This is a genomic window from Halobacterium litoreum (assembly GCF_021233415.1).
Taxonomy (GTDB): Archaea; Halobacteriota; Halobacteria; order Halobacteriales; family Halobacteriaceae; genus Halobacterium; species Halobacterium litoreum.
This window is the reverse complement of the sequence record NZ_CP089466.1, coordinates 1,546,234-1,565,738: the sequence shown is the minus strand read 5'-3', so window position 1 is coordinate 1,565,738 and position 19,505 is coordinate 1,546,234. Positions and strand designations below refer to the sequence as shown.

Sequence of the window (19,505 nt, the reverse complement as noted above, 5' to 3'; positions counted from 1 at the left end):
CGTTCGACCGGCACCGACAAAAAGCGCCCCGTCGCGCGGTCAGGCGCTCCCGGCAATCGGGAGCAACACGAACGACGCGTACGAGAGCGCCGTCGCGACAGACGGGCCGATAATCCAGAAGGAGACGAACCGCACGACGACGGAGGGGTCGAACAGGTCCCCGGCGTGCTGGACGTCCTCCCCGGGCTCCCGCCCGATTCGCGCGGCGTCTTCGGGCTCCTCGGTCAGCGCGTCGAGTTCCACGTCCTCCTCGTCGACCTCGCCGCGCGCAATCTCGGCCGCCGCCACCGACCGCGTCGCCCGCCCCCACCCGAGGCCGACGATGGTCATCACCGTCGCGAGCGCGAGGCTGATGGGGATGCCGAGCGCCGACGCCACCGTCGTGATTGTCGCCGCGACAACCATCACGATGGTCGCCGCCAACAGCGGCAGGTCGGTGAGCCCGTTCCCGACCGACTCCAGCGTCCGGCGCGCGATGGTGAACGCGCCGAGGCCGATGGTGGCGGTCGCGAGGAACACCGCGTCGTTCGTGCTGACGAGGCCGCCGCCGACGAGCGGCGCGACCGCGTTCGCGACGTTGCTCGCGCCCGCGCTGAACGACATGTAACACGCGATGAGGAACACCACGACCGTGCTCACGGCCTCGCGACGCGACGTCCCCGGCCCGAGCGTCGGTTTCGGCACGACTCCGGACCGGTCCAGCGCCAGTAACGGCCCCTCGGATTGCTGTATCGCGAACCGCTCCTCGATGTGGGGGTAGAAGTACCGCCCGACGACCGCGCCACACCAGAACCCGACGATGGGCGCGATAATCCACCAGACGACGATTTCGCCGAGCACCGCCCAGTCGAGCGTGTTCGTCGCGAGCCCGAGCCCCGAAATCGCGCCGACCGCCGTCATCGACGTCGACACCGGGACGCCGTAGAGGTTCGCCAGCAGCATCCCGAGGCCGATGAACGCCAACACGACGATGCTCGCCTCCGTGGTGAACACGGACTGCCGGACGATTTCGCCGCCGAGCGTGTCGATGACGTTCCGCCCGACGGTCCACCCGCCGAGGAACACGAAGAACGTCATCACCACTGCGACCGCCGTCTTGTTGATGATGTTCGCGCCGACGGCGGGCCCCCACGCGACGCCGGTCGACGAGCCGCCGATGTTGAACCCGACGAACCCCGCGGCGAGGGCTGCCAGAAGGAAGAGGACAGAGACCATGGGCTACGTTGTTCGCGTCACCGACGTATAGGTTCTGATGCCGGCGAGGCCGCGGTTCTCGGACGCCACCCGAACTTTATGCCGGGGTCCGTCGTAGTCGCCGTATGGTCGCTCGCGTTCTCGTCCCGATGGACGACTCTGAGATGGCCGAACGAGCGCTCGAGTACGCCATCGACGCCCACCCCGACGCCGAGATTTCCGTCCTCCACGTCGTCGGCGAACCGTCCGCGACGATGGGGGAGGCGGTCGGCCTGGCGCTGGAGGACGACGTCGAGCGTGCCGCCGAGACCCTCGCCGAGGACGTCCTCGACCGCGCCCGCGAGATTGCGAGCGACGCCGGCGTCGACGTGGCCACCGAAGTCCGCTGGGGGAGCCCCGCGAAAGTCATCGTCGGCATGGCCGACGACTTCGACGTGGTCGTCGTCGGGAGTCACGGCGGCGGCCTGGCCGAGCGACTGTTCGTCGGGAACATCGCGAAGACCGTCTTCCAGCGGTCGCCCGTGCCGGTGACCGTCGTCAGGTGAGCGCTGGAACCCCAGAAAACCGGTAGTCGGCGTCGTTACGACGAGGACTCGTCGTCTTCGTCGCTCTCGTCGCCGTTGACCTTCTCTTCGACTTTCTCCTCGACAGTCTGTTCGACCTTCTCGTCGACAGTTTTCTCGACGGTTTCGTCGACGGTTTCGTCGACCTTCTCTTCGACTTTCTCCTCGACGGTTTTCTCGACGGTTTCGTCGACTTTCTCGTCGACTGTCTCGTCCACGGTCTGGTCGACCTTCTCGTCGACCGTCTGTTCGACGGTCTTCTCGACTGTCTCGTCGACTGTCTCGTCCACGGTCTGGTCCACTTTCTCGTCGACGGTCTTCTCGACTGTCTCGTCGACTGTTTCGTCGACCTTCTCTTCGACGGTCTGTTCGACCTTCTCCTCGACAGTCTGGTCGACCTTCTCGTCGACGGTTTCGTCGACGGTTTCGTCGACCTTCTCTTCGACGGTCTGCTCGACGGTCTTCTCGACAGTTTCGTCCACCTTCTCCTCGACCGTCTCGTCGACGGTTTCGCCGACCGTCTCGTCCACCGTCTCTTCGACTTTCTCCTCGACGGTGACGTTTACCGACTCGTCGACGGTTTCGCCGACCGTCTCGTCGACCTTCTCCTCGACTTTCTGTTCGACTTTCTCCTCGACGGTGACGTCCACGGATTCGTCGACGGTTTCGCCGACCGTCTCGTCGACCTTCTCCTCGACCTTCTCTTCGACTGTCTTCTCGACGGTTTCGCCGACTTTCTCCTCGACGGTTTCGCCGACTTTCTCCTCGACGGTTTTCTCGACGGTCTCGTCCACGGTGTCGCCGACCGTCTTGTCGACGGTTTCGCCGACCGTCTCACCGACCTTCTCCTCGACTGTCTTGTCCACCGTCTCGTCCACTTTCGCCTCCACGGTCTCGCCGACGGTCTGGTCGACGGTCTCCTCGACGGTCCGGGACACCTGCTCCTCGACGGTCTGGTCGACCTTCTGTTCGACCGTCTCGCCGACCGTCTCGTCCACCTTCTTCTCCACCGTCTCGTCGACGGCTTGGGTCATCCACTGCGGGTCGAAGCGCGCCATCTTCCACCCGATGTGGAGCACGTACGACAGCAACGCGCCCAGCCCGAACGCCAACCCGGTCTCCGTCCCGACGACGAGAATCAACGCGACGGACACGAAGATGAGGACGCCGTACGCGAGGTCGGTCAGGCTGTCTACGCGACTCGGATTCACAGACGACACCTCCACGCGATGGCCCGCGCCGCTGCGGGCGCGCGACCGGTGGACACGCTCGATAGCAAGATACTGGAAATACGACGCGCCGAACCCAAAGCGGTTCCGGTGGCCGCAGGCGGCGCCCGAAATCGGCAGTCGAAACGCGTACCCCGACGCGGCGACTCACCCGACGTATGCAGGGTGACAGAGAAGTCGCGGTGCTCCGGTACGGCCACCGTCCGGGCCGCGACGACCGCATGACCACCCACGTCGGCCTGACGGCGCGAGCGCTCGGCGCTGACCGCGTGATTCTCCCGGACAACGCCAGCCAGTCCGAGGAGACCGTCGCGGACATCACGGGCCGCTTCGGCGGGCCGTTCGGCGTGGAGCGAACTGAGGAACTGGACGCCACCATCCGGGACTGGGACGGCGTCGTCGTCCACCTCACGATGTACGGCGAACCCGTCCAGGACGTCGAGGACGACATCCGGAACGCCCACGCTGACGACGCGCTCCTGGTCGTCGTCGGCGGCGAGAAGGTGCCCTTCGACGTCTACCGGCACGCCGACTGGAACGTCGGCGTCACGAACCAACCGCACTCCGAGGTCGCCGGCCTCGCCGTGTTCCTCGACCGCCTGTTCGACGGGTCGGAACTCGACCAGACCTACGAGGACGCCGACCGGCGCGTGATTCCCGAGGCCTGCGGGAAACACGTCGAGGACGTAGACGACGAGTAGCGGCGCGAAAACCGGAAATCGACCGCGTCTCCACGCTCGGGAGTGACAAGACTTAATGGCGCTCCGGCCGGCGTTTCACGCAATGGCTTTTGAGGACTTGCTGGACGAACCCGTGGTGCAGAAGTACCTCCACGAGTTGGTCGGGCCGAAGGGGATGCCCGTGGCCGCGGCGCCCCCGGACGGGGAGGTCACCGACGAAGAGTTGGCCGAGCGCCTCGGTCTGGAGTTGAACGACGTGCGTCGCGCGCTGTTCATCCTCTACGAGAACGACCTCGCGACCTACCGACGGGTGCGCGACGAGGACTCGGGGTGGCTGACGTACCTCTGGACGTTCGAGTACGACAACGTCCCCGAGAACCTCCGCGAGGAGATGGAGCGCTTACTCGACGCGCTCGTGGAGCGCCGCGAGTACGAACTGGAAAACGAGTTCTACCTCTGTGAGGTGTGTTCGATTCGCTTCGAGTTCGCGGAAGCGATGGACCTCGGCTTCGAGTGCCCCGAGTGCGGGTCGTCGGTCGAGGCGATGGAGAACACCCACCTCGTGGACGCGATGGACGAACGCATCGAGAACCTCCGCTCGGAACTAGGCGTGAAGGCCTGATGGTCGTCCTCGCAACCAAACTGTACGTGGAGGGGGACGCCCGCGAGCGAGCGATGGACGGCCTGCGGTCGCTCGTCGCCAACGACGTCGGCGACCTCGACGTGGAGTTCGACGTGGGCGTGCGCCACGACGACTTCCCGACGGTCACGCTCGACGGCCCCGACGAGGTCGCCGCGCGGAACGTCCTCGCGGAGACGTGGGGCGAAATCACCGACGAGTTCGAGGCCGGCGAGACGTACGTCGGCACGCTCGAATCGTGGGACGACGACGGCTTCGTGCTGGACGCCGGCGAGGAGATTCGGATTCCCGCCAGCGAACTCGACCTCGGGCCGGGGTCGCCCGCCCAGATTCGGGAGCGCTTCGGGCTCGTCCAGCACGTCCCCATGACGTTCGTGTACGGCGACCCGTGCCGGCTCGCCGACGAGGAGCGCGACCGGCTCTACGACTGGACGCGGGGCACCGGCCGCCTGAACGTGAACAGCGCGACCCGCGGCGAAGTGCGCGCGACGGTGAACCGCGCGGGCCACGCCCGCGACATCGTCACCGTCGAGCGCCTCGGCCTGCTCGAACAGAGCGTCGTCTGCAAGGAGGGCACCGACCCGCCCGGCCTGCTCGCCGCGGTCGGCGAACACCTGCCCGCGGAACTGCTCTGCGTCGTTCCATGAGGAAACTGCTGGTCGCTGTCGCGGTCGCCGCCCTCGCCGTCAGCGCCGGCTGTCTCGGGGCGGGCGGCGGCGGGCCGAGCCAACAGCAACTCGAACAGAACGCGACCTACGACTGGCAGAAAGACACCGACGTCGCCATCGACGTGGGCGGCGGCGAGTACCGCGTCGTGGCGACCGTCGACAACCAGAGCGAGGTCAGGCTCGCGCGCAACACCGGGTTCGGCGGTCGGAACGCGCTCTCTATCTCCGCGGTGCAGTTCCGCTACGAGAACGGCACGCAGGTCGGCGCCGACGCCATCGACGTGTCCACGCGGAACTCGCGGACGATAGTGACGTTCCCGGCGTCGAACGGGACGTTCGCGTACTCCGCGAACGCGGGCGGCCGGTCGGTGACGGTGCCGGTCGGCTTCGAGGGCTCGCACGAACTCGTGTTGCCCTCGGGGATGCGCGTCTCGGTGCCGGTCTTCGGCGTCGTCGAACCGTCCGGCTGGCAGAAGACAGTCGAGGACAACCGCGTCCACGTCCGCTGGGAGTCTCTCGACGGCGGCACCATCGACGCGAAGTACTACCTCCAGCGGGACCTCCTCCTGTTCGGCGGCATCACGGGCGCGCTGACGGTGGTCGCGCTGCTCGGCGTCGTCTACTACCGCCTCCAGATTCGGCGACTGGAGGACGAGCGCGAGCAGGCGGGACTGGACGTCGAGGAGTAGAGGCGGCTTTTTCCGGGGCGGGGCCGTAGCCGTCCCCATGCAGGTCGCGCTGGTCACCGTCGGCGACGAACTTCTGGTCGGCGACACGGCGAACGGGAACGCGACGTGGCTCGGCGAGCAGTTGACCGAGCGCGGCGCGGATGTCGCGCGGGTCGCCGTCGTGCCGGACGACGTGGACGCCATCCGCGAGGAGGTCGCGCGGCTGGCGTCGGCGTTCGACGCGGTGGTCGTCACGGGCGGCATCGGGCCGACCCACGACGACGTGACGATGGACGGCGTCGCCGCGGCGTTCGACCGCGAGGTCGTCGAGCACGCGGACGCGGTGACGTACTTCGACGACCACGCTACCTACGAGCGACAGGAGTTGACCGACGGCACCACCCACCTCCCGGCGGGCGCGCGCTTACTGGAGAACGTCGAAGGGGTGGCGCCGGGTGCGGTCGTCGAGAACGTCTACGTGATGCCGGGCGTGCCCGCGGAGATGGAGGCGATGTTCGAGACGGTCGCCGACGAGTTCGGTGGCGAGTCTGCCCACGTGGAGTTCGTCTACGTCGACGCGCCCGAGAGTTCGCTGTTGGACGCGCTCGCGGAGTTACGGGAGCGATTCGACGTGACGGTCGGCAGTTACCCCGGCGAGGAGGTGCGCGTGAAGATTCGCCACCGGGACGAGAAGAGAGTCCGCGAGGCGGCCGACTGGTTCCGGGAGCGCGTCGGCACCGCGGTTCAGCGGTAGAGGTACGCCGTCCACGCGACGGCGAGGCCGACTCCGAGAATCGTGACGGCCCAGCCGGTGGCGTTGATCGGTAGCGACGCACTCTCCGCGGCACTCAACAGTTCGAACATACCCGCGTGTTCCGCCGGCCCGGTCTTAACTCTTGGTTCACGCGACGGTGTCCCGGACGACCGAGACGACGTCCCGCCCGAGCACGTCGGCGTCGTCCGCGACGGAGACGAGGTAGCCGCTTTGCGCGTCCGTCGGGACGTGGACGACGATGCCGTCGTCGAACAGGCGGACGGTCGCTCGGAGGTCGCCGAGCGCGTAGAGGTCTTCCTGCCGGTCGTTCCCGACCGCGGAGAGCGCGAGGTCGTCGGCGATGGCGTCGATGTCGTCGGTCTCGTAGGTGTCTCGGAGGTCGTCGCGCATGTAGTCGACGGCCCACGCGTCGCCCTCGTGGTGGCCGACGACGCGGAGCGACTCGCCGACGCGACCGCGGAGTTCGTCGGCGAGCTCGGTCGCAGTCTCGTCCATACGCCGAGAGGACAGCCCCGTCCCTTCACAGTTACGGAGACGGCGACCGGGCGGCTTTTCGGCTCGCGGTACCAACCGCTCGACATGCGAACTGTCGGGGTCGTCGTGAATCCGATTGCTGGCATGGGGGGTCGCGTCGGCTTGAAGGGGACCGACGGGAACGTCGCCGAAGCCCGCGAGCGCGGGGCGGAACCGCGGGCGCCGGACCGCGCTCGCGACGCGCTCGCGGCGCTCCACGAGCACGCGCCCGACGCCGACGTGCTCGCGTACGGCGGCGAGATGGGCGAGTTCGAGGCGCGGGACGCGGGGTTCGACCCGGTGGTCGTCGGCGAGCCCGCGGGCGAGGAGACGACCGCCGCCGACACCCGAGACGCGGTGCGGGCGTTCGCGGAGCGAGACGCGGACCTGATTCTGTTCGTCGGCGGCGACGGCACCGCGACCGACGTGGCGGAGACGCTGGACGAACTCGACGCGGACGTGCCCGTGCTCGGCGTGCCGGCGGGCGTGAAAGTCTACTCGTCGGTGTTCGGCGTCCGGCCCGAGGCGGCGGGCCGGGTCGCTGCGACGTTCGAGGAGACGGAGGCCCGCGAGGTCAGTGACATCGACGAGGACGCCTATCGCGACGGCGACGTGCGCACTCGCCTCCGTGGCGTCGTCGACGTGCCGGTCGCCGAGGACCTCCAGTCCGCGAAGCAAGTCCACGCCGGGAGCACGGGGAGTCTCGCCGAGGGCGTCGCGTCGAGCGTCGAGGGCGGCGTGACCTACGTGCTCGGCCCGGGCGGTACCATCGGGCGCATCGCCGACGAACTCGGCGTCGACGGCTCCCCGCTCGGCGTGGACGTCTACCGGGACGGCGAACTCGTCGTCCGGGACGGGAGCGAGCGCGAGATTCTGGACGCGCTCGGCGACGAGAACGTGATTTTCGTCTCCCCCATCGGCGGTCAGGGGTTCGTGTTCGGCCGGGGGAACCACCAGATTTCGCCCGCCGTCATCGAGCGCAGCGAGGTGCGGGTCGTCGCGTCCCCGCGGAAACTCGACGAGACCGGCGTCCTGCGCGTCGACACCGGCGACGAGTCGGTCGACGAGTCGCTGCGCGGCTGGACGAAGGTCAGGGTGGGACGCTTCGAGGAGCGAATGGTGAAGGTCGTCTGAGGCCGCGTCGCTGCGGTCGAGGGAAGTAGAGAGAGTGGCCGCGTCGCAGAACTGCTCGCGTCAGTCGTCGTCTTTCATCGACTGCAGTTGGTCGATGAGTTCGTCGCTGTCGGCGTCGGAGTCGAAGGTGACGGCCCCGTCGTGGTCGTTCTCGTGAACGTTCACGGCCGCATCCTCGTCGATGTCCGTGTCCTGGTCCCCTTGTTCGGACTCGTCGTAACTACCAAAACCCATGCGTTCGTTCCCCGTTCGCCGTGCGGAAAAGCCCCTCGGAATCCGACGGCCACATCCACACCTTAAGGTGAATATTAGGTTCGAGGGCCAAGATTAAGGTAATTCGTCTCGTCCCGTGTGGTATGGAGACACGGAAGGTACAGCGCCTCGGACCGTCGACGCTGGCGATGACGCTGCCCGCGGAGTGGGCGCGCAAACAGAACGTCGAGAAGGGCGACGAGGTCACCGTCCGCGAGAGCGGGAAGGGGTCGCTCGCCGTCACGCCGGAGTCCGCACACGGCGAGGATACCGAAGCCACCATCCACGCCGCGAACTTCGACGCGGACGCCGTCGAGCGCGCTATCGTCGGGCAGTACGTGCTCGGCCGCCGCATCATCCACGTCGAGAGCGACGAGACCCTCGAATCCGAACACATCAACGCCGTCTACAAGGCCGAGACCCAGTTGATGGGCCTCGGCGTCGTGGAGGAGACGCCCGAACGCATCACCATCCGGTGTTCGGTCGACCCCGAGGACTTCGACCTGGACAACCTCCTCGAACGACTGGAGAACACGGGTTCGACGATGCGCGGCGAGGCGGTGAAGGCGCTCGCACACGGCAGCCCGGACCTCGCCCAGCGCGCGCTCAACCGCGAGCGGCAGGCGAACAAGATTTTCGTCCTCCTGCTCCGCCTCATCTTCACCGCGTACCAGAACCCGAGTCTCGCGCGCGCCGTCGGCCTCGACGACGGCTTCCCGCTCATCGGCTACCGGAGCGTCGCGAAGAACCTCGAACTCGTCGCTGACAACGCCGAGGACATCGCCGAGACGGTCCTCGACACGGACGGCCACACGCTGGAGGTCGACCAGCAGACGATGCGCCGCATCCGCGAGTTCACCGACCAGGTGGACGAAATCACGGCGAGCGCCGTCGACGCCGTCGTCACCCGCGACTACGACGCCACCGTCGACGTCCGCGAGTTGTTCGCGGAAATCGGGGACCGCGAGGGCGACATCCTCGCCGACCTCCCCGAGATGGGCAACGACGACCTGCTGGAAGTGCGGGAAGTGCTCGTGAGTCTCCAGCAGTCCGCGCAGTACTCGATGCGGAACGCCGAAATCGCGGCGAACCTCGCGCTCAACGAGCAGTCCGACCACACCACTATCGACTGACCGCCGGTCGTCCCGGCCCGCGGTTACTCGCCCAGTTTCGGCTGTTCGACCGTCTCCCGCCAGTAGTCGTCGTCGAGGAACTGCTCTTCTACGGCCGAGTGGCCCATCGCCTTCGCGAGTCGCCCGAGCGTCGCCCACGCCGCGCGCTGCACGAACGCCGGTGCGATGGCGAGGTGGGTCTCCTCGCTGACGGCTTCGCTCAACACGAGCGCGTGCATCGGCCCGGGTTCGCCGTACTCGTCGTCGCCGCCGAACTTCCCCTCGTGGTCACAGCCGAAAACGGTGTACTGGGTCGTGGCCGTCTTCGCCCACGGCAGTTTCACGCGGAACGCGACGAACCCGTCCGTGTGGTTCCGGAAGTAGTGTTCGGTGCCGGGGTCGACGGTGTGTGACTCGCCGGGCGCGAGCCGGTGGGTTTCGCCGTCCGCGACGACGGTCAGTTCGCCGGTCAGCGCCTCGAAGGTCTCCTCCCTCGTTCGGTGGACGTGGGCGGGGAGTTCGGCGGCGTCGGGCGCCAGCCACACCACCATCTCGGGGCGGTCGGCGCCGAAGTCGTCCAGCATCACCGACCACGTTCCCGACCCGGGACCCGACGCGAGCGCGTGGGGCGACTCGGAAAAGAGCGTCGCCGCGCGGCCGTCCGAGTCCAATTCCAGCGCGGGGCCGTCGGTCGAGTCGCCGTGCTCGTCGAGGGGTCTGCCGGTCGTGATGGAGGGCACACGCTGACACGCGACGGGCAGCCGGAAAAGTGTTCGCGGGGATGCACGACGACGCGCCAGTGTCCCCGCCGCAGCGAGTCAGGTCTTCTCGGCTTCCAGCGGGTTCCGGGACGCCAGCGTACACGGGAACGCCGGGTGCTCGGCGAAGTGCCGCACGAGCATGTGGCGCCGCGACCCCGTGACGCCCGCGGACGACAGCGCCTCCGCGTCGAACGACGGCGGGAGGCGGTCGAAGAGCCGTCTGGCCTCCGCGAAACTGTCGAACACCGTCGAATTGCCCGTGGAGTCCGCGCCGCGCCGCTCGACGACGTACGTGCCGTCCTCGCGGTGCTCGCAGGCGGTGCGGAAGAACTCCTCGCGGCGCGTCAGGGCGTCCCCGACGGCGTCCCGCAGTTCGGCGGCGTCCTCGCGCGAGAGCGCGATTTCCTCGCCGTCTACGGAGAGACGAATGTCGCCGCCGTCTGGCTCGGCGGCGATGGACTGTTCACTGTCCGAGAACTCGACCAGGAGCGTGGGTACTCCGGTTCATACTCGCCCGGAGTGGCTCCGACCGTAAAAAGATGACTACGGGGTCGATACTCGCCCGCGGTCGAGGAGGCCGTCATCCTCCGTCGTCGTCGACCCGTCGTCGCTGGTCGTCGAGTCCTCAGTCGTGGTCGTGGTGGTATCGTCGCTGGTCGTCGTGGTGTCGCCGTCAGCGGCGGTCGTGGTGTCGCTACTGCTACTGTCGGACTCGCCGCCCGTGTCGCTCTCGTCGCTCGCAGCGGCGTCTTTCGTGCCGAAGAGGTCCGTCTCGATGGTCTTCGTGTACGTCATGTCGTCGAGCGGGACGCGAATCGTCTCCTCGGAGCCCGGCGGCTGAACCTCCGCGTAGAAGTCGATTCGGAGTTCCGTCACCTGGTCGTTTCGCACGTGGCTCACCCACCAGTCGTCGAGGCGCTCGTTCTGGATGGCGGTCGGCGTCTCCACGACGCGGTAGGTCTTCCCCGGAATCGACTCCGTCTCCTCGGTCTCCCCGGAGCCGACCTGCACGTCGTTCATCGTGATGTTGTAGCCGATGTTCGAGATGACGACGGGCGTCGACTTCGGGTTGTAGACGCCGAACTCCAGATTGATAGGGGTCTCTGCGGACGTGACCTCGCCCCACGACGCGTTCGTCTGTCGGACCACCAGCACGGGGTCCTCGACGAGCGCCATGTCGGCGTTCACGGGCCGGCGCTCGCTGGAGTTGAACTGTCCGATGAGGTTCGTGTCGATGGACCGACTCGCCGGCTGGAACGTCGCCGACTGCCCGAGCAGCCCGGATTTCACCGTCGCGTCGATGGTCATGTCGGTCTGCTCGCCGTTCCGGATGTGGGTCACCCACCAGTCCGGAATCCGCTCGTTTTTGAGGTGCGTCGTGAGCGCTATCGTGGAGTTCCCGGTTCCGAGGCCGAGTCCCTGCTTCTCCCCGGTCGCCACCCGGACGTCGTTCATCGACACGGAGTAGTTCACGCCCAGACTCCCGAGGCGCGCCCCGACGGGGTTGGGGTTGTGTACTACGAGGTCCGTTCGAATCTCCGTGTCCGTCTCGTTCACCGCACCGAACCGGTTGTCGACGCGTTCCACGCTCGGCACTCCCAGAATTCCGGCGAGGAACGCGCCGCCGACCGCGAGCCCCAGGCCGAACACGACCGTGGCGGCGGTGCGTAGTTTACTCCCGAACAACAGCGCGCGAACGTCCATACGCCACCTCCCGCACTCGGGGGGTGAAAGTCTGTTGGCCCGGCGTCGCCGCGAGTAGAACCAATTAAGGCACGGGCGTCGCAATCACCGCACATGACGACTGGGTCCGTTCAGGAGACCGACATGGGTGTCGGCGTCGGCCTCGCTCTGGGGACGCTCGCCGCCGCCGCTGCTGTCTACACGTTCGTGACGCCCGGCCAGTTCCAATCCGCGCTCGGCTTCGGCGCCGCAGTCACTTTCGCGGCGCTGTCCGTCGCCGCCATCCACATCTGGGGGTAGGCGGAAACCGTTAAATCCGACCCGCCCCTAGCCCAGACAGATGAGCGACGACTACACCGACGAGGAACGCCGCATCCTCGACTACCTCCGCGACAGCGTCGAGCGAGGCGAGCGGTACTTCCGCGCGAAGAACATCGCGGACTCCCTCGGGCTCTCCTCCAAGCAGGTCGGTGTGCGACTCCCGGAACTCGCGGAGAAGACCGAGGACGTGGACATCGAGAAGTGGAGTCGCTCGAAGTCCACGACGTGGCGCGTCGAACCCGCCTAGAACCCCCGCAATCGGCGGCTTTTTGCGCTCGGCGACGGAACGTCCGGTAATGACAGTTCGGGTCGAGCGGACGTTCGAGTTGTCGGTGCCCCCCGAGGACGTCTGGGAGTTCATCTCGGACCCGGAGAAGCGCGCGGGCGCCATCAGCGTCGTTGACAGTTACGAACGCGAGGGCGACACGACGACGTGGCACGTTCGCCTCCCGATTCCCGTCGTGACCAGCACCATCTCCGTGGAGACGCGGGACGTGGAACAGGACCCGCCGCGGTACGTGAAGTTCGTCGGGAAGTCCGGGATGTTCAACGTCACCGGCGAACACGAAATCGCGGAGACCGAAACCGGCTCCACGCTCACGAATCGGTTCGTCGTCGACGGGAAGGTGCCGGGCGTCGAGCAGTTCTTCAAGCGGAATCTGGACGACGAACTCGACGAACTCGAACGCCAACTGAACGAGGAGACGTGATGCGACTCGCGCTCGCGCAACTCGAAATCGAGCAGGCCGCCGTCGACGCGAACGTCGAGCGCGCCGTCGCCGCCGTCCGGGAGGCCGCCGACCGGGGCGCCGACCTCGTCTGCCTGCCGGAACTGTTCAACGTCGGTTTCTTCGCGTTCGACACCTACCAGCGCGCCGCCGAACCGCTGGACGGCGAGACGCTCACGGCGGTCCGCGATGCCGCCGCTGACGCGGGCGTCGCGGTACTCGCCGGGAGTATCGTGGAGGACTTGGCCGAGACCGACGGCGGCCCCGCCGAGGAGGGCCTCGCGAACACGAGCGTCCTCTTCGACAGCGACGGCGACCGCCGCCTCGTCTACCGGAAACACCACCTGTTCGGCTACGAGTCCGCGGAAGCCGAACTGCTCACCGCGGGCGAAGCCGTCCCCACCACCGACCTGCTCGGATTCACGGTCGGCGCGACGACGTGTTACGACCTCCGGTTCCCGGAACTCTACCGCGGCCTCGCGGACGACGGCGTCGACCTCGTGCTCGTCCCGTCGGCGTGGCCGTACCCGCGCGTCGAACACTGGAAACTCCTGCCGCAGGCGCGCGCCGTCGAGAACCTCGCGTACGTCGCCGCGGTCAACGGCAGCGGGTCGTTCCCGGACGCCGACCTCGTCGGACGCTCGACGGTGTACGACCCGTGGGGCACCACGCTCGCGAGCACCGACGAGGGCCCCGACATCGTGTTCGCCGACCTCGACCCGGACCGTCCCGCCGAGGTCCGCGCGGAGTTCCCGGCGCTCCGCGACCGTCGGTACTGACTCCCGGCACGCACCGTCCCCGATACGTGAATTTAAGTGGCGGCGAGACGTAGCCGTAATCGCCGGAAGCGACGCTTTTCTCGTCGTGACGGCAAACCAACGCTCCGCACCCGCGCCATCCGCCACCACCGTGGCCGCGTTCCGGGACCGCGGCCACACGCTCGTCCGCGTCCACCTTCCCCCTTCTGCCCCTTCCGTTCTCGAACCGTCCAGAAGACTTTCACGCGATTGTGTTGACGTTCGACCGTGAACGAGCCCTCCCGCCGCGCGTTCCTCGCCAGCGCCGCCATCGCCGTCTCGGGGTGTAGCGCGCTCCCCGGCGGCAGTCGAACGACAGCCACGCTGGAGCGCCTCCACGTCGCCAACCGTGACATCCGCGCACACACCGTCCACCTGTACGTCGAGTACGACGACCACGACCCGATGGTCTGGCGGACCCTCGACCTCGGCCCTCCGGACGGCGAGCGCCCGAGCGAGGTGACCGTCGACTACGACTGGCCCGACGACCCCGGGCACTACACGATTCGCGCTCGCACCGACGACCACCGGAACTGGGAGGCGTTCACCGACATCACCGACGAGGACTGCACCACCTTCGAACTCGACGTACTGGAGGGCGGGAGTCTGCTCGGCACGACACCGAGCGAGGCCGCCTGCCCGCTCGACGAATCGTAGCCGTCGCTGACCGTCCCCGTCGCCGAAAAATGTGAAACTGCTACCGGACAGTCAGTCGTCCTGGGTCTTGATGTCCGCAGAGAGGCCCTGGGCCATCTCGATTTCCTTCGAGTCCAAGCCCTCCTCGCTCACTACGTTCGCTCGTCGCCCTTGGAGATTCCACCAGGACGCCGAGATGGCGGACTGGTTCAGTCGTCCTGGGTCTTGATGTCCGCAGACAGCCCTTGGGCCATCTCGATTTCCTTCGAGTTGTTGAGCGTCCACGCGGTGCGCTCGGTGACGGCTTCGATGACCTCGCGGGCGCTCGGGTAGCCGTTGCCGGACTTCTTCACGCCGCCGAACGGCAGCTGGACCTCCGCGCCGATACACGGGAGGTTGCCGTACGCGAGGCCGACTTCGGCGTTGTCGCGGTAGTAGTTGACCTGGCGGTAGTCCTCGCTGATGACCGCGCCGGCGAGGCCGTAGGGCGTGTCGTTGTGAATCTCGACGGCGCGCTCGATGTCGCCGGAGTACTCGATGAGCGCGACGTGCGGCCCGAAGACCTCCTCCTTGATGCAGCGCAGGTCCGGGCTGTAGTCGACCTCGTAGACGAACGGGCCGACCCAGTTACCGGCGTCGTGGCCGTCGGGAATCTCGCTGTCGTCGAGGTCCGTGCGGTCGACGAGCACGTTCTTCGACTCCTCGCGAGCGAGTTCGTTGTACTTCCGAATCTTCTCGACGTGCTCGGGCTCGATGGCCGGGCCCATGAACGTCCCCTCGTCGAGCGGGTCGCCGACGGCGACGTCCTTCGCAATCTCGACGTAGCGCTCCTTGAACTCGTCGTAAACGTCCTCGTGGACGATGAGGCGCTCGCTGGAGACACAGCGCTGACCCGTCGTCTTGAACGAAGACATCACGGCGGAGTGGACGGCGATGTCGAGGTCCGCTTCCTCGGTGACGACGATGCCGTTCTTCCCGCCCATCTCACACGCCGCGAGCTTGCCGGGGTCCTCCGCGACCTTCTGGGCGACCTCGTGGCCGACCTCCGCGGAGCCGGTGAACAGCACGGTGTCGACGCGCTCGTCGTCGACGATGCGGGCGCCGGCGTCGCCGAAGCCCTGGACCATGTTGAACACGCCGTCCGGGATGCCGGCGTCCTCGAACATCTCGGCGATAATCTGACCGCACCACGGCGTCTGCTCGGCGGGCTTCCAGACGACGGTGTTGCCCTCGACCAGCGCGACGGCCATGTGCCAGAACGGGATGGCGACCGGGAAGTTCCACGGCGTGATACAGCCGACGACGCCGCGGGGCTTTCGGCGCATGTAGGCGTCTTTCGCCGCGATTTCCGAGGGTACGATGTCGCCTTTCGGGTGGCGGGCGTCGCCCGCTGCCCACTCGACCATGTGCCACGCCTCGGCCACGTCGGCTTTCCCCTCGGAGATCTCCTTCCCGCACTCCTTGGTGACGACCTCGCCGAGTTCCTGGTGTCGCTCCTTCAACTCGTGGTAGATGTCCCAGAGGTACTCCGCGCGGTCGATGCGGGACATGGACTGCCACTCGTCTTCGGCGTCGTCGGCGGCGGCGACAGCGGTGTCGACGTCCGCTTCGGTGCCGCGGTGGAACTCGCCCAGCGACTCGCCGGTCGCGGGGTTCGTGCTCTCGAAGGTCTCGGAGCCGGTGCCCTCGACCCACTCGCCGTCGATGTAGTGTTCGTACGTCATCGGCAAAAAGTGGGGGAAGGACGGTGAAAAAGGTACACCTTCCATGGGCGGTGTGGGTGTCACCGACCCCCTCGTCGGTCACCGCGTCGCGTCGTTCTCGGCGGTCGCCGCCTTCCCGATTTCGCCGTTCAGCGCGGCGGCGTCGAACGCGTGGTCGGGCCGCATCTGCACGAACCCGAGGAAGTCCTGTGCGCGCAGGAGGGCGTCCGCGGGGCCGTCGACGTCGCTGTCGTCGCCGACCGAGTAGTGGTCGAGCGCCGCCCGGACGGTCGCTTGCGCGCCGATGAGCGGTTCGAGCGCGGAGAGCGCGCACGCGAGGTCGTAGGCGCGGGCGCTCGGCATCCCGTCTTCGGCGACGTTCGTCGCGTCGATGAAGTGGAGTTCGCCCTCGTAGACGAGGACGTTCTCGCCGCGCAGGTCGCCGTGGGCCACGTCGTTCGCGTGCATCGTCGCGAGCGCCTCGAACAACTCCGGGGCGTAGCGCTCGACTTCCTCGGCGGGGAGCCGGTCGAGCGGCGTGAAGTCGGGGAGGTACTCGAGGACGAGGACGCCGAGTCCGTCGACTTCGAACGCCTCCACGGGCTCCGGGGCGTTCACGCCGACGTCCCGGAGTTTCCGCGTCGCTTCGAGTTCGTGTTCGGCCATCTCCACCGGGCCGTCGAACGGCTCGAAGAATCCCTCCGTCCCCGAGGAGAACGCGCCGAGGTTCCGGGCGCTCGTGAACAGCGCGTGAACGAGCGCGTTCTGTCCGCTGACGACCTTCACGAACCACCGGTCGTTCACCACACAGGGCGTCGACAGCCAGTTGTCCGCGTCCAGAAACGACACGCGCACCGTCTCCTCGCCGTACCGCCTGCCGACCTCTCGCGCGACCGCTTCCAGTGACTCCCACGGCACGGTGCCGCGGACGAACCGGCGGATGCTCACAACCGAAAGAGACGACGCCGGGGTAAATGTCCGGCGGCGCTCGGAGCGGCGGTTCCGGTGTCTCGGAGTGGCGGTTCCGGTGTGTTTATGCGGTCGGTGGCAAATTTTGAATCATGGACTTCAACCTTCCCGACGAACACCGGATGATTCGGGACACCGTTCGGGAGTTCTGCGAGGAGGAAATCGAGCCCATCGCGTGGGACATCGAGGAGGAACACCGCTTCCCCGAGGAGGTCTTCGACGAACTCGCGGACCTCGACATGATGGGCGTCCCCATCAGCGAGGAGTACGGCGGGCTCGGCGGCGACCAACTGATGTACTCGCTGGTCACCGAGGAACTCGGGCGCGTCTCCGGGTCCATCGGCCTCTCGTACGCCGCGCACATCTCGCTCGCGTCGAAACCCATCGAACTGTTCGGTACCGAGGAGCAGAAAGAGGAGTGGCTCCGCCCGCTCGCGGAGGGCGAGTACCTCGGGTCGTGGGCGCTCACCGAGCCGTCCAGCGGGAGCGACGCCAGCGACATGGACACCACGGCCGAGAAGGACGGCGACGAGTACGTCCTGAACGGCACCAAGCAGTTCATCACCAACGCCTCGGTCGCCGGAAGCGTCCTCGTGAAGGCCGTCACCGACCCGGACGCGGGCTACGGCGGCATCTCCACGTTCATCGTCGACCCGCGCAACGACGACGGCTTCGAGGTCACGACCGAGTGGGACAAGATGGGGCTGAACGCCTCTCCGACCTGCGAGATTCAACTCACCGACTGCCGCATCCCCGAGGACCGCCTGCTCGGCGAGGAGGGCGAGGGCTGGGAGCAGACCAAAAAGACCCTCGACGGCGGCCGCATCTCCATCGCCGCGCTCTCCACCGGGCTCGCGCAGGGCGCGTTCTCCGCCGCGAAGGAGTACGCCACCGAGCGCGAGCAGTTCGGCCAGCCGATTTCGGAGTTCGACGCCATCCGGAACAAACTCGTGGACATGCACCGGAAGACCGAGCGCGCCCGCCTCCTCACCCACCGGGCCGCCTCGAAGTACGACGACGGCGAGTCCGTCGGCCGCGAGTCCGCGCTCGCGAAACTCGACGCCAGCGAGGCCGCCCGCGAGGTCGCCGAGGACGCCGTCCAGACGCTCGGCGGTTACGGCTACACCACGGACTTCGCGCCCCAGCGGTTCTTCCGCGACGCGAAACTGATGGAAATCGGCGAGGGCACCAGCGAGATTCAGCATCTCGTCATCGGCCGCGAACTCGGCCTGTAAGGCGGACCGGTCCGCGACCGCTCGTCGGCCACGAGATTCTTGGCGCTGGCAGACGACGCATCGACTACGATGTCTGGTGACGACGATTCGACCAGCGACGCCATCGAATCGGCCGCCGACGCCGCCAGAGACGCCATCGACGCGAAACAGTCCGAGACGGAAAACGACAAGAAGGAATCCGCGCTCGACGAAGCGAAAGACCTCGTGGACACCGCCGAACAGAAGGCCAAGGAGCGCGCCGACGACTCGTAGTCAGTCGCCGCGCAGGTCGAGAATCCGATCGATGATGTTGCCCGTCGACAGCAGTTCCCCCTCGTAACCCTTCTCGCGGGGCGACGCCCGCCTGACCTCGCAGTCCACGCCCCGGTCCGCGAGTTCCGCCTCGATGGCTTCCGGGTCGTGGTGCTGGTCGAAGCCGAGCGCGATGACCGACGGCTCTATCTCCTCGATTGGCGCGAAGATGTCGTCGGGGTGGCCGACGCGCGCCTCGTCCACCACGTCGAGCGCGCCGACGACGTCGCGGCGCTGGCGGTTCGGGAGAACCGGCGGTTCCTTGTGCGTGACGTTCTCCCGGCGCGCCACGATGACGTGGAGTTCGTCCCCCATCGCGGCGGCGTCCTCCAGATAGTGGACGTGGCCGGGGTGAATCAGGTCGAACGTTCCCTGCGCGACGACTCGTCTCATTCCAGTTCCTCGTCGATGTCTGCCTGCGTGAAGTCGAAAAACGATTCCGGGTCTTCGAGGTCGACGTCCAGTACGTCCAGCGTCGTCGGCTCGCCCTCGCTGTCGAACGCCCGCCAGTCGTTCCGGCGGTACGGGTGCCCGAGGATGATGTGGACCTGTCCCTTGCCGAACGTCGCCCGGTCGGCGTCCGACGGCGCGAGCACGCCGTTCGGGTGGGAGTGGACGCTCCCGACGTTCCGCATGTCGTTCGGGACTTGCGTCGACCCGAACGTCGCGCTCACGGGGTTGGTCTCCGTTCCGGGCACGACGAGCACGTCGGTCACGACGTAGCCGTCGTCGGCGACACCGAGGTCCTTCGCGGGCGTCGCGCGGAGCAAGCCGAGGTACTCGTCGGGGTGGGAGTCCTCGGCGGCCTCCATCGCGAACTCCAGTGCGTCCGCCGCGATACCGCGGACGGTCGGACGCCCACCGAACACCATACCCCAGTTTCGACGCCCGCGACTGTTGAGGCTTCCGAAACACCCGTCGTCCCGGCCTGTAAAGAGTTAAAAACGCGCGCG

General features: G+C 67.4%; 27 protein-coding genes. 16 read left to right on the top strand and 11 right to left on the bottom strand.

Annotated elements, in window-relative coordinates:
• Positions 1-39 precede the first annotated feature (39 nt).
• The gene (locus LT972_RS08565; protein ID WP_232569473.1) at positions 40-1,215 is read right to left on the bottom strand and encodes an inorganic phosphate transporter; all 1,176 of its coding nucleotides are present in this window, start codon (positions 1,213-1,215) and stop codon (positions 40-42) included.
• 104 nt (positions 1,216-1,319) lie between these two features.
• On the opposite strand from LT972_RS08565, the gene LT972_RS08560 reads away from it, so the two are divergent.
• Positions 1,320-1,739: a universal stress protein gene (locus LT972_RS08560; RefSeq protein ID WP_232569471.1), complete on the top strand. Its 420-nt coding sequence runs from the start codon at positions 1,320-1,322 to the stop codon at positions 1,737-1,739.
• A gap of 35 nt (positions 1,740-1,774) precedes the next feature.
• Here LT972_RS08560 and LT972_RS08555 read toward each other — a convergent pair whose 3' ends face one another.
• Positions 1,775-2,968 (bottom strand): DUF445 family protein, encoded by a 1,194-nt coding sequence (locus LT972_RS08555; RefSeq protein ID WP_232569469.1) that lies wholly within the window; start codon positions 2,966-2,968, stop codon positions 1,775-1,777.
• A gap of 176 nt (positions 2,969-3,144) precedes the next feature.
• Between LT972_RS08555 and LT972_RS08550 the strand changes: the two genes are divergently transcribed.
• The 5 genes from LT972_RS08550 (at position 3,145) to LT972_RS08530 (ending at position 6,396) form a co-directional block, all read left to right on the top strand.
• Positions 3,145-3,687 (top strand): tRNA (cytidine(56)-2'-O)-methyltransferase, encoded by a 543-nt coding sequence (locus LT972_RS08550; RefSeq protein ID WP_232569467.1) that lies wholly within the window; start codon positions 3,145-3,147, stop codon positions 3,685-3,687.
• 82 nt (positions 3,688-3,769) lie between these two features.
• Complete coding sequence (locus LT972_RS08545) at positions 3,770-4,288, top strand: transcription factor (RefSeq protein WP_232569466.1); 519 nt, start codon at positions 3,770-3,772, stop codon at positions 4,286-4,288.
• Positions 4,288-4,953 (top strand): DUF2110 family protein, encoded by a 666-nt coding sequence (locus tag LT972_RS08540; protein ID WP_232569464.1) that lies wholly within the window; start codon positions 4,288-4,290, stop codon positions 4,951-4,953. The genes LT972_RS08545 and LT972_RS08540 overlap by 1 nt, the downstream gene beginning before the upstream one ends.
• Positions 4,950-5,663, top strand: a complete 714-nt coding sequence (locus tag LT972_RS08535; protein WP_232569462.1) for a DUF5803 family protein — start codon at positions 4,950-4,952, stop codon at positions 5,661-5,663. The genes LT972_RS08540 and LT972_RS08535 overlap by 4 nt, the downstream gene beginning before the upstream one ends.
• Positions 5,664-5,700: 37 nt before the next feature.
• On the top strand, positions 5,701-6,396 hold the full coding sequence (locus tag LT972_RS08530; protein WP_232569461.1) for a competence/damage-inducible protein A: 696 nt from the start codon (positions 5,701-5,703) through the stop codon (positions 6,394-6,396).
• A gap of 147 nt (positions 6,397-6,543) precedes the next feature.
• Here LT972_RS08530 and LT972_RS08525 read toward each other — a convergent pair whose 3' ends face one another.
• Positions 6,544-6,912: a DUF7522 family protein gene (locus LT972_RS08525; RefSeq protein ID WP_232569459.1), complete on the bottom strand. Its 369-nt coding sequence runs from the start codon at positions 6,910-6,912 to the stop codon at positions 6,544-6,546.
• Between the two features lie 84 nt (positions 6,913-6,996).
• Between LT972_RS08525 and LT972_RS08520 the strand changes: the two genes are divergently transcribed.
• Positions 6,997-8,064 carry an ATP-NAD kinase family protein gene (locus LT972_RS08520; RefSeq protein WP_232569457.1) on the top strand — a complete coding sequence of 356 codons (1,068 nt, stop codon included), beginning with the start codon at positions 6,997-6,999 and terminating at the stop codon, positions 8,062-8,064.
• Between the two features lie 60 nt (positions 8,065-8,124).
• Here LT972_RS08520 and LT972_RS08515 read toward each other — a convergent pair whose 3' ends face one another.
• Positions 8,125-8,298 carry a DUF5786 family protein gene (locus LT972_RS08515; RefSeq protein ID WP_232569455.1) on the bottom strand — a complete coding sequence of 58 codons (174 nt, stop codon included), beginning with the start codon at positions 8,296-8,298 and terminating at the stop codon, positions 8,125-8,127.
• 122 nt (positions 8,299-8,420) lie between these two features.
• Here LT972_RS08515 and LT972_RS08510 point away from each other — a divergent pair, with 122 nt between their 5' ends.
• Positions 8,421-9,449 carry a phosphate signaling complex PhoU family protein gene (locus LT972_RS08510; RefSeq protein ID WP_232569453.1) on the top strand — a complete coding sequence of 343 codons (1,029 nt, stop codon included), beginning with the start codon at positions 8,421-8,423 and terminating at the stop codon, positions 9,447-9,449.
• 23 nt (positions 9,450-9,472) lie between these two features.
• On the opposite strand, the gene LT972_RS08505 is transcribed toward LT972_RS08510, so the two are convergent.
• Positions 9,473-10,168, bottom strand: a complete 696-nt coding sequence (locus LT972_RS08505; RefSeq protein WP_232569451.1) for a cupin domain-containing protein — start codon at positions 10,166-10,168, stop codon at positions 9,473-9,475.
• A gap of 78 nt (positions 10,169-10,246) precedes the next feature.
• Positions 10,247-10,591, bottom strand: coding sequence for a DUF7528 family protein (locus LT972_RS14930; RefSeq protein ID WP_390226333.1), 345 nt, complete (start codon positions 10,589-10,591; stop codon positions 10,247-10,249).
• On the opposite strand from LT972_RS14930, the gene LT972_RS08495 reads away from it, so the two are divergent.
• On the top strand, positions 10,496-10,732 hold the full coding sequence (locus tag LT972_RS08495) for a hypothetical protein (protein ID WP_232569447.1): 237 nt from the start codon (positions 10,496-10,498) through the stop codon (positions 10,730-10,732). The two genes, LT972_RS14930 and LT972_RS08495, sit on opposite strands and share 96 nt — an antisense overlap.
• Here LT972_RS08495 and LT972_RS08490 read toward each other — a convergent pair whose 3' ends face one another.
• Positions 10,733-11,893, bottom strand: a complete 1,161-nt coding sequence (locus LT972_RS08490) for an LEA type 2 family protein (protein WP_232569446.1) — start codon at positions 11,891-11,893, stop codon at positions 10,733-10,735. It lies immediately after the preceding gene.
• 93 nt (positions 11,894-11,986) lie between these two features.
• On the opposite strand from LT972_RS08490, the gene LT972_RS08485 reads away from it, so the two are divergent.
• The 5 genes from LT972_RS08485 to LT972_RS08465 all read left to right on the top strand — a co-directional run bounded on the left by LT972_RS08485 (position 11,987) and on the right by LT972_RS08465 (position 14,375).
• Positions 11,987-12,172: a DUF7525 family protein gene (locus tag LT972_RS08485; protein WP_232569443.1), complete on the top strand. Its 186-nt coding sequence runs from the start codon at positions 11,987-11,989 to the stop codon at positions 12,170-12,172.
• Between the two features lie 40 nt (positions 12,173-12,212).
• Positions 12,213-12,440 carry a DUF7123 family protein gene (locus LT972_RS08480; RefSeq protein WP_232569441.1) on the top strand — a complete coding sequence of 76 codons (228 nt, stop codon included), beginning with the start codon at positions 12,213-12,215 and terminating at the stop codon, positions 12,438-12,440.
• Between the two features lie 49 nt (positions 12,441-12,489).
• Positions 12,490-12,903 carry a CoxG family protein gene (locus tag LT972_RS08475; RefSeq protein ID WP_232569439.1) on the top strand — a complete coding sequence of 138 codons (414 nt, stop codon included), beginning with the start codon at positions 12,490-12,492 and terminating at the stop codon, positions 12,901-12,903.
• Positions 12,903-13,700, top strand: coding sequence for a nitrilase-related carbon-nitrogen hydrolase (locus LT972_RS08470; protein ID WP_232569437.1), 798 nt, complete (start codon positions 12,903-12,905; stop codon positions 13,698-13,700). Before LT972_RS08475 ends, LT972_RS08470 begins: the two co-directional genes overlap by 1 nt.
• A 246-nt stretch (positions 13,701-13,946) precedes the next feature.
• Positions 13,947-14,375 (top strand): hypothetical protein, encoded by a 429-nt coding sequence (locus LT972_RS08465; protein WP_232569436.1) that lies wholly within the window; start codon positions 13,947-13,949, stop codon positions 14,373-14,375.
• Between the two features lie 188 nt (positions 14,376-14,563).
• Here the strand turns inward: LT972_RS08465 and LT972_RS08460 are convergent, their stop codons facing one another.
• Both LT972_RS08460 and LT972_RS08455 read right to left on the bottom strand, forming a co-directional pair.
• Entirely contained in the window at positions 14,564-16,078 is a 1,515-nt protein-coding gene (locus tag LT972_RS08460) for an aldehyde dehydrogenase family protein (protein ID WP_232569434.1), read from the bottom strand.
• A 78-nt stretch (positions 16,079-16,156) separates the two neighbouring features.
• Entirely contained in the window at positions 16,157-17,005 is an 849-nt protein-coding gene (locus tag LT972_RS08455; RefSeq protein WP_232569432.1) for a phosphotransferase, read from the bottom strand.
• A 113-nt stretch (positions 17,006-17,118) separates the two neighbouring features.
• On the opposite strand from LT972_RS08455, the gene LT972_RS08450 reads away from it, so the two are divergent.
• A complete protein-coding gene (locus LT972_RS08450) occupies positions 17,119-18,261 on the top strand; it encodes an acyl-CoA dehydrogenase family protein (protein ID WP_232569430.1) in 1,143 nt (380 codons plus the stop codon).
• A 69-nt stretch (positions 18,262-18,330) separates the two neighbouring features.
• The gene (locus tag LT972_RS08445; RefSeq protein ID WP_232569428.1) at positions 18,331-18,513 is read left to right on the top strand and encodes a hypothetical protein; all 183 of its coding nucleotides are present in this window, start codon (positions 18,331-18,333) and stop codon (positions 18,511-18,513) included.
• On the opposite strand, the gene LT972_RS08440 is transcribed toward LT972_RS08445, so the two are convergent.
• Both LT972_RS08440 and LT972_RS08435 read right to left on the bottom strand, forming a co-directional pair.
• Positions 18,514-18,945 carry an adenylyltransferase/cytidyltransferase family protein gene (locus LT972_RS08440; protein WP_232569426.1) on the bottom strand — a complete coding sequence of 144 codons (432 nt, stop codon included), beginning with the start codon at positions 18,943-18,945 and terminating at the stop codon, positions 18,514-18,516.
• On the bottom strand, positions 18,942-19,424 hold the full coding sequence (locus LT972_RS08435; protein ID WP_232569424.1) for a Mov34/MPN/PAD-1 family protein: 483 nt from the start codon (positions 19,422-19,424) through the stop codon (positions 18,942-18,944). Before LT972_RS08435 ends, LT972_RS08440 begins: the two co-directional genes overlap by 4 nt.
• Positions 19,425-19,505: the final 81 nt, after the last annotated feature.

What these genes read in the sequence shown, in the direction of transcription:
- LT972_RS08565 (WP_232569473.1), bottom strand. Translation starts at nt 1,215, where the DNA reads ATGGTCTCTGTCCTCTTCCTTCTGGCAGCCCTCGCCGCGGGGTTCGTC.
- LT972_RS08560 (WP_232569471.1), top strand. Translation starts at nt 1,320, where the DNA reads ATGGTCGCTCGCGTTCTCGTCCCGATGGACGACTCTGAGATGGCCGAA.
- LT972_RS08550 (WP_232569467.1), top strand. Translation starts at nt 3,145, where the DNA reads ATGCAGGGTGACAGAGAAGTCGCGGTGCTCCGGTACGGCCACCGTCCG.
- LT972_RS08545 (WP_232569466.1), top strand. Translation starts at nt 3,770, where the DNA reads ATGGCTTTTGAGGACTTGCTGGACGAACCCGTGGTGCAGAAGTACCTC.
- LT972_RS08540 (WP_232569464.1), top strand. Translation starts at nt 4,288, where the DNA reads ATGGTCGTCCTCGCAACCAAACTGTACGTGGAGGGGGACGCCCGCGAG.
- LT972_RS08535 (WP_232569462.1), top strand. Translation starts at nt 4,950, where the DNA reads ATGAGGAAACTGCTGGTCGCTGTCGCGGTCGCCGCCCTCGCCGTCAGC.
- LT972_RS08530 (WP_232569461.1), top strand. Translation starts at nt 5,701, where the DNA reads ATGCAGGTCGCGCTGGTCACCGTCGGCGACGAACTTCTGGTCGGCGAC.
- LT972_RS08525 (WP_232569459.1), bottom strand. Translation starts at nt 6,912, where the DNA reads ATGGACGAGACTGCGACCGAGCTCGCCGACGAACTCCGCGGTCGCGTC.
- LT972_RS08520 (WP_232569457.1), top strand. Translation starts at nt 6,997, where the DNA reads ATGCGAACTGTCGGGGTCGTCGTGAATCCGATTGCTGGCATGGGGGGT.
- LT972_RS08515 (WP_232569455.1), bottom strand. Translation starts at nt 8,298, where the DNA reads ATGGGTTTTGGTAGTTACGACGAGTCCGAACAAGGGGACCAGGACACG.
- LT972_RS08510 (WP_232569453.1), top strand. Translation starts at nt 8,421, where the DNA reads ATGGAGACACGGAAGGTACAGCGCCTCGGACCGTCGACGCTGGCGATG.
- LT972_RS08490 (WP_232569446.1), bottom strand. Translation starts at nt 11,893, where the DNA reads ATGGACGTTCGCGCGCTGTTGTTCGGGAGTAAACTACGCACCGCCGCC.
- LT972_RS08485 (WP_232569443.1), top strand. Translation starts at nt 11,987, where the DNA reads ATGACGACTGGGTCCGTTCAGGAGACCGACATGGGTGTCGGCGTCGGC.
- LT972_RS08480 (WP_232569441.1), top strand. Translation starts at nt 12,213, where the DNA reads ATGAGCGACGACTACACCGACGAGGAACGCCGCATCCTCGACTACCTC.
- LT972_RS08475 (WP_232569439.1), top strand. Translation starts at nt 12,490, where the DNA reads ATGACAGTTCGGGTCGAGCGGACGTTCGAGTTGTCGGTGCCCCCCGAG.
- LT972_RS08470 (WP_232569437.1), top strand. Translation starts at nt 12,903, where the DNA reads ATGCGACTCGCGCTCGCGCAACTCGAAATCGAGCAGGCCGCCGTCGAC.
- LT972_RS08460 (WP_232569434.1), bottom strand. Translation starts at nt 16,078, where the DNA reads ATGACGTACGAACACTACATCGACGGCGAGTGGGTCGAGGGCACCGGC.
- LT972_RS08450 (WP_232569430.1), top strand. Translation starts at nt 17,119, where the DNA reads ATGGACTTCAACCTTCCCGACGAACACCGGATGATTCGGGACACCGTT.
- LT972_RS08445 (WP_232569428.1), top strand. Translation starts at nt 18,331, where the DNA reads ATGTCTGGTGACGACGATTCGACCAGCGACGCCATCGAATCGGCCGCC.
- LT972_RS08440 (WP_232569426.1), bottom strand. Translation starts at nt 18,945, where the DNA reads ATGAGACGAGTCGTCGCGCAGGGAACGTTCGACCTGATTCACCCCGGC.
- LT972_RS08435 (WP_232569424.1), bottom strand. Translation starts at nt 19,424, where the DNA reads ATGGTGTTCGGTGGGCGTCCGACCGTCCGCGGTATCGCGGCGGACGCA.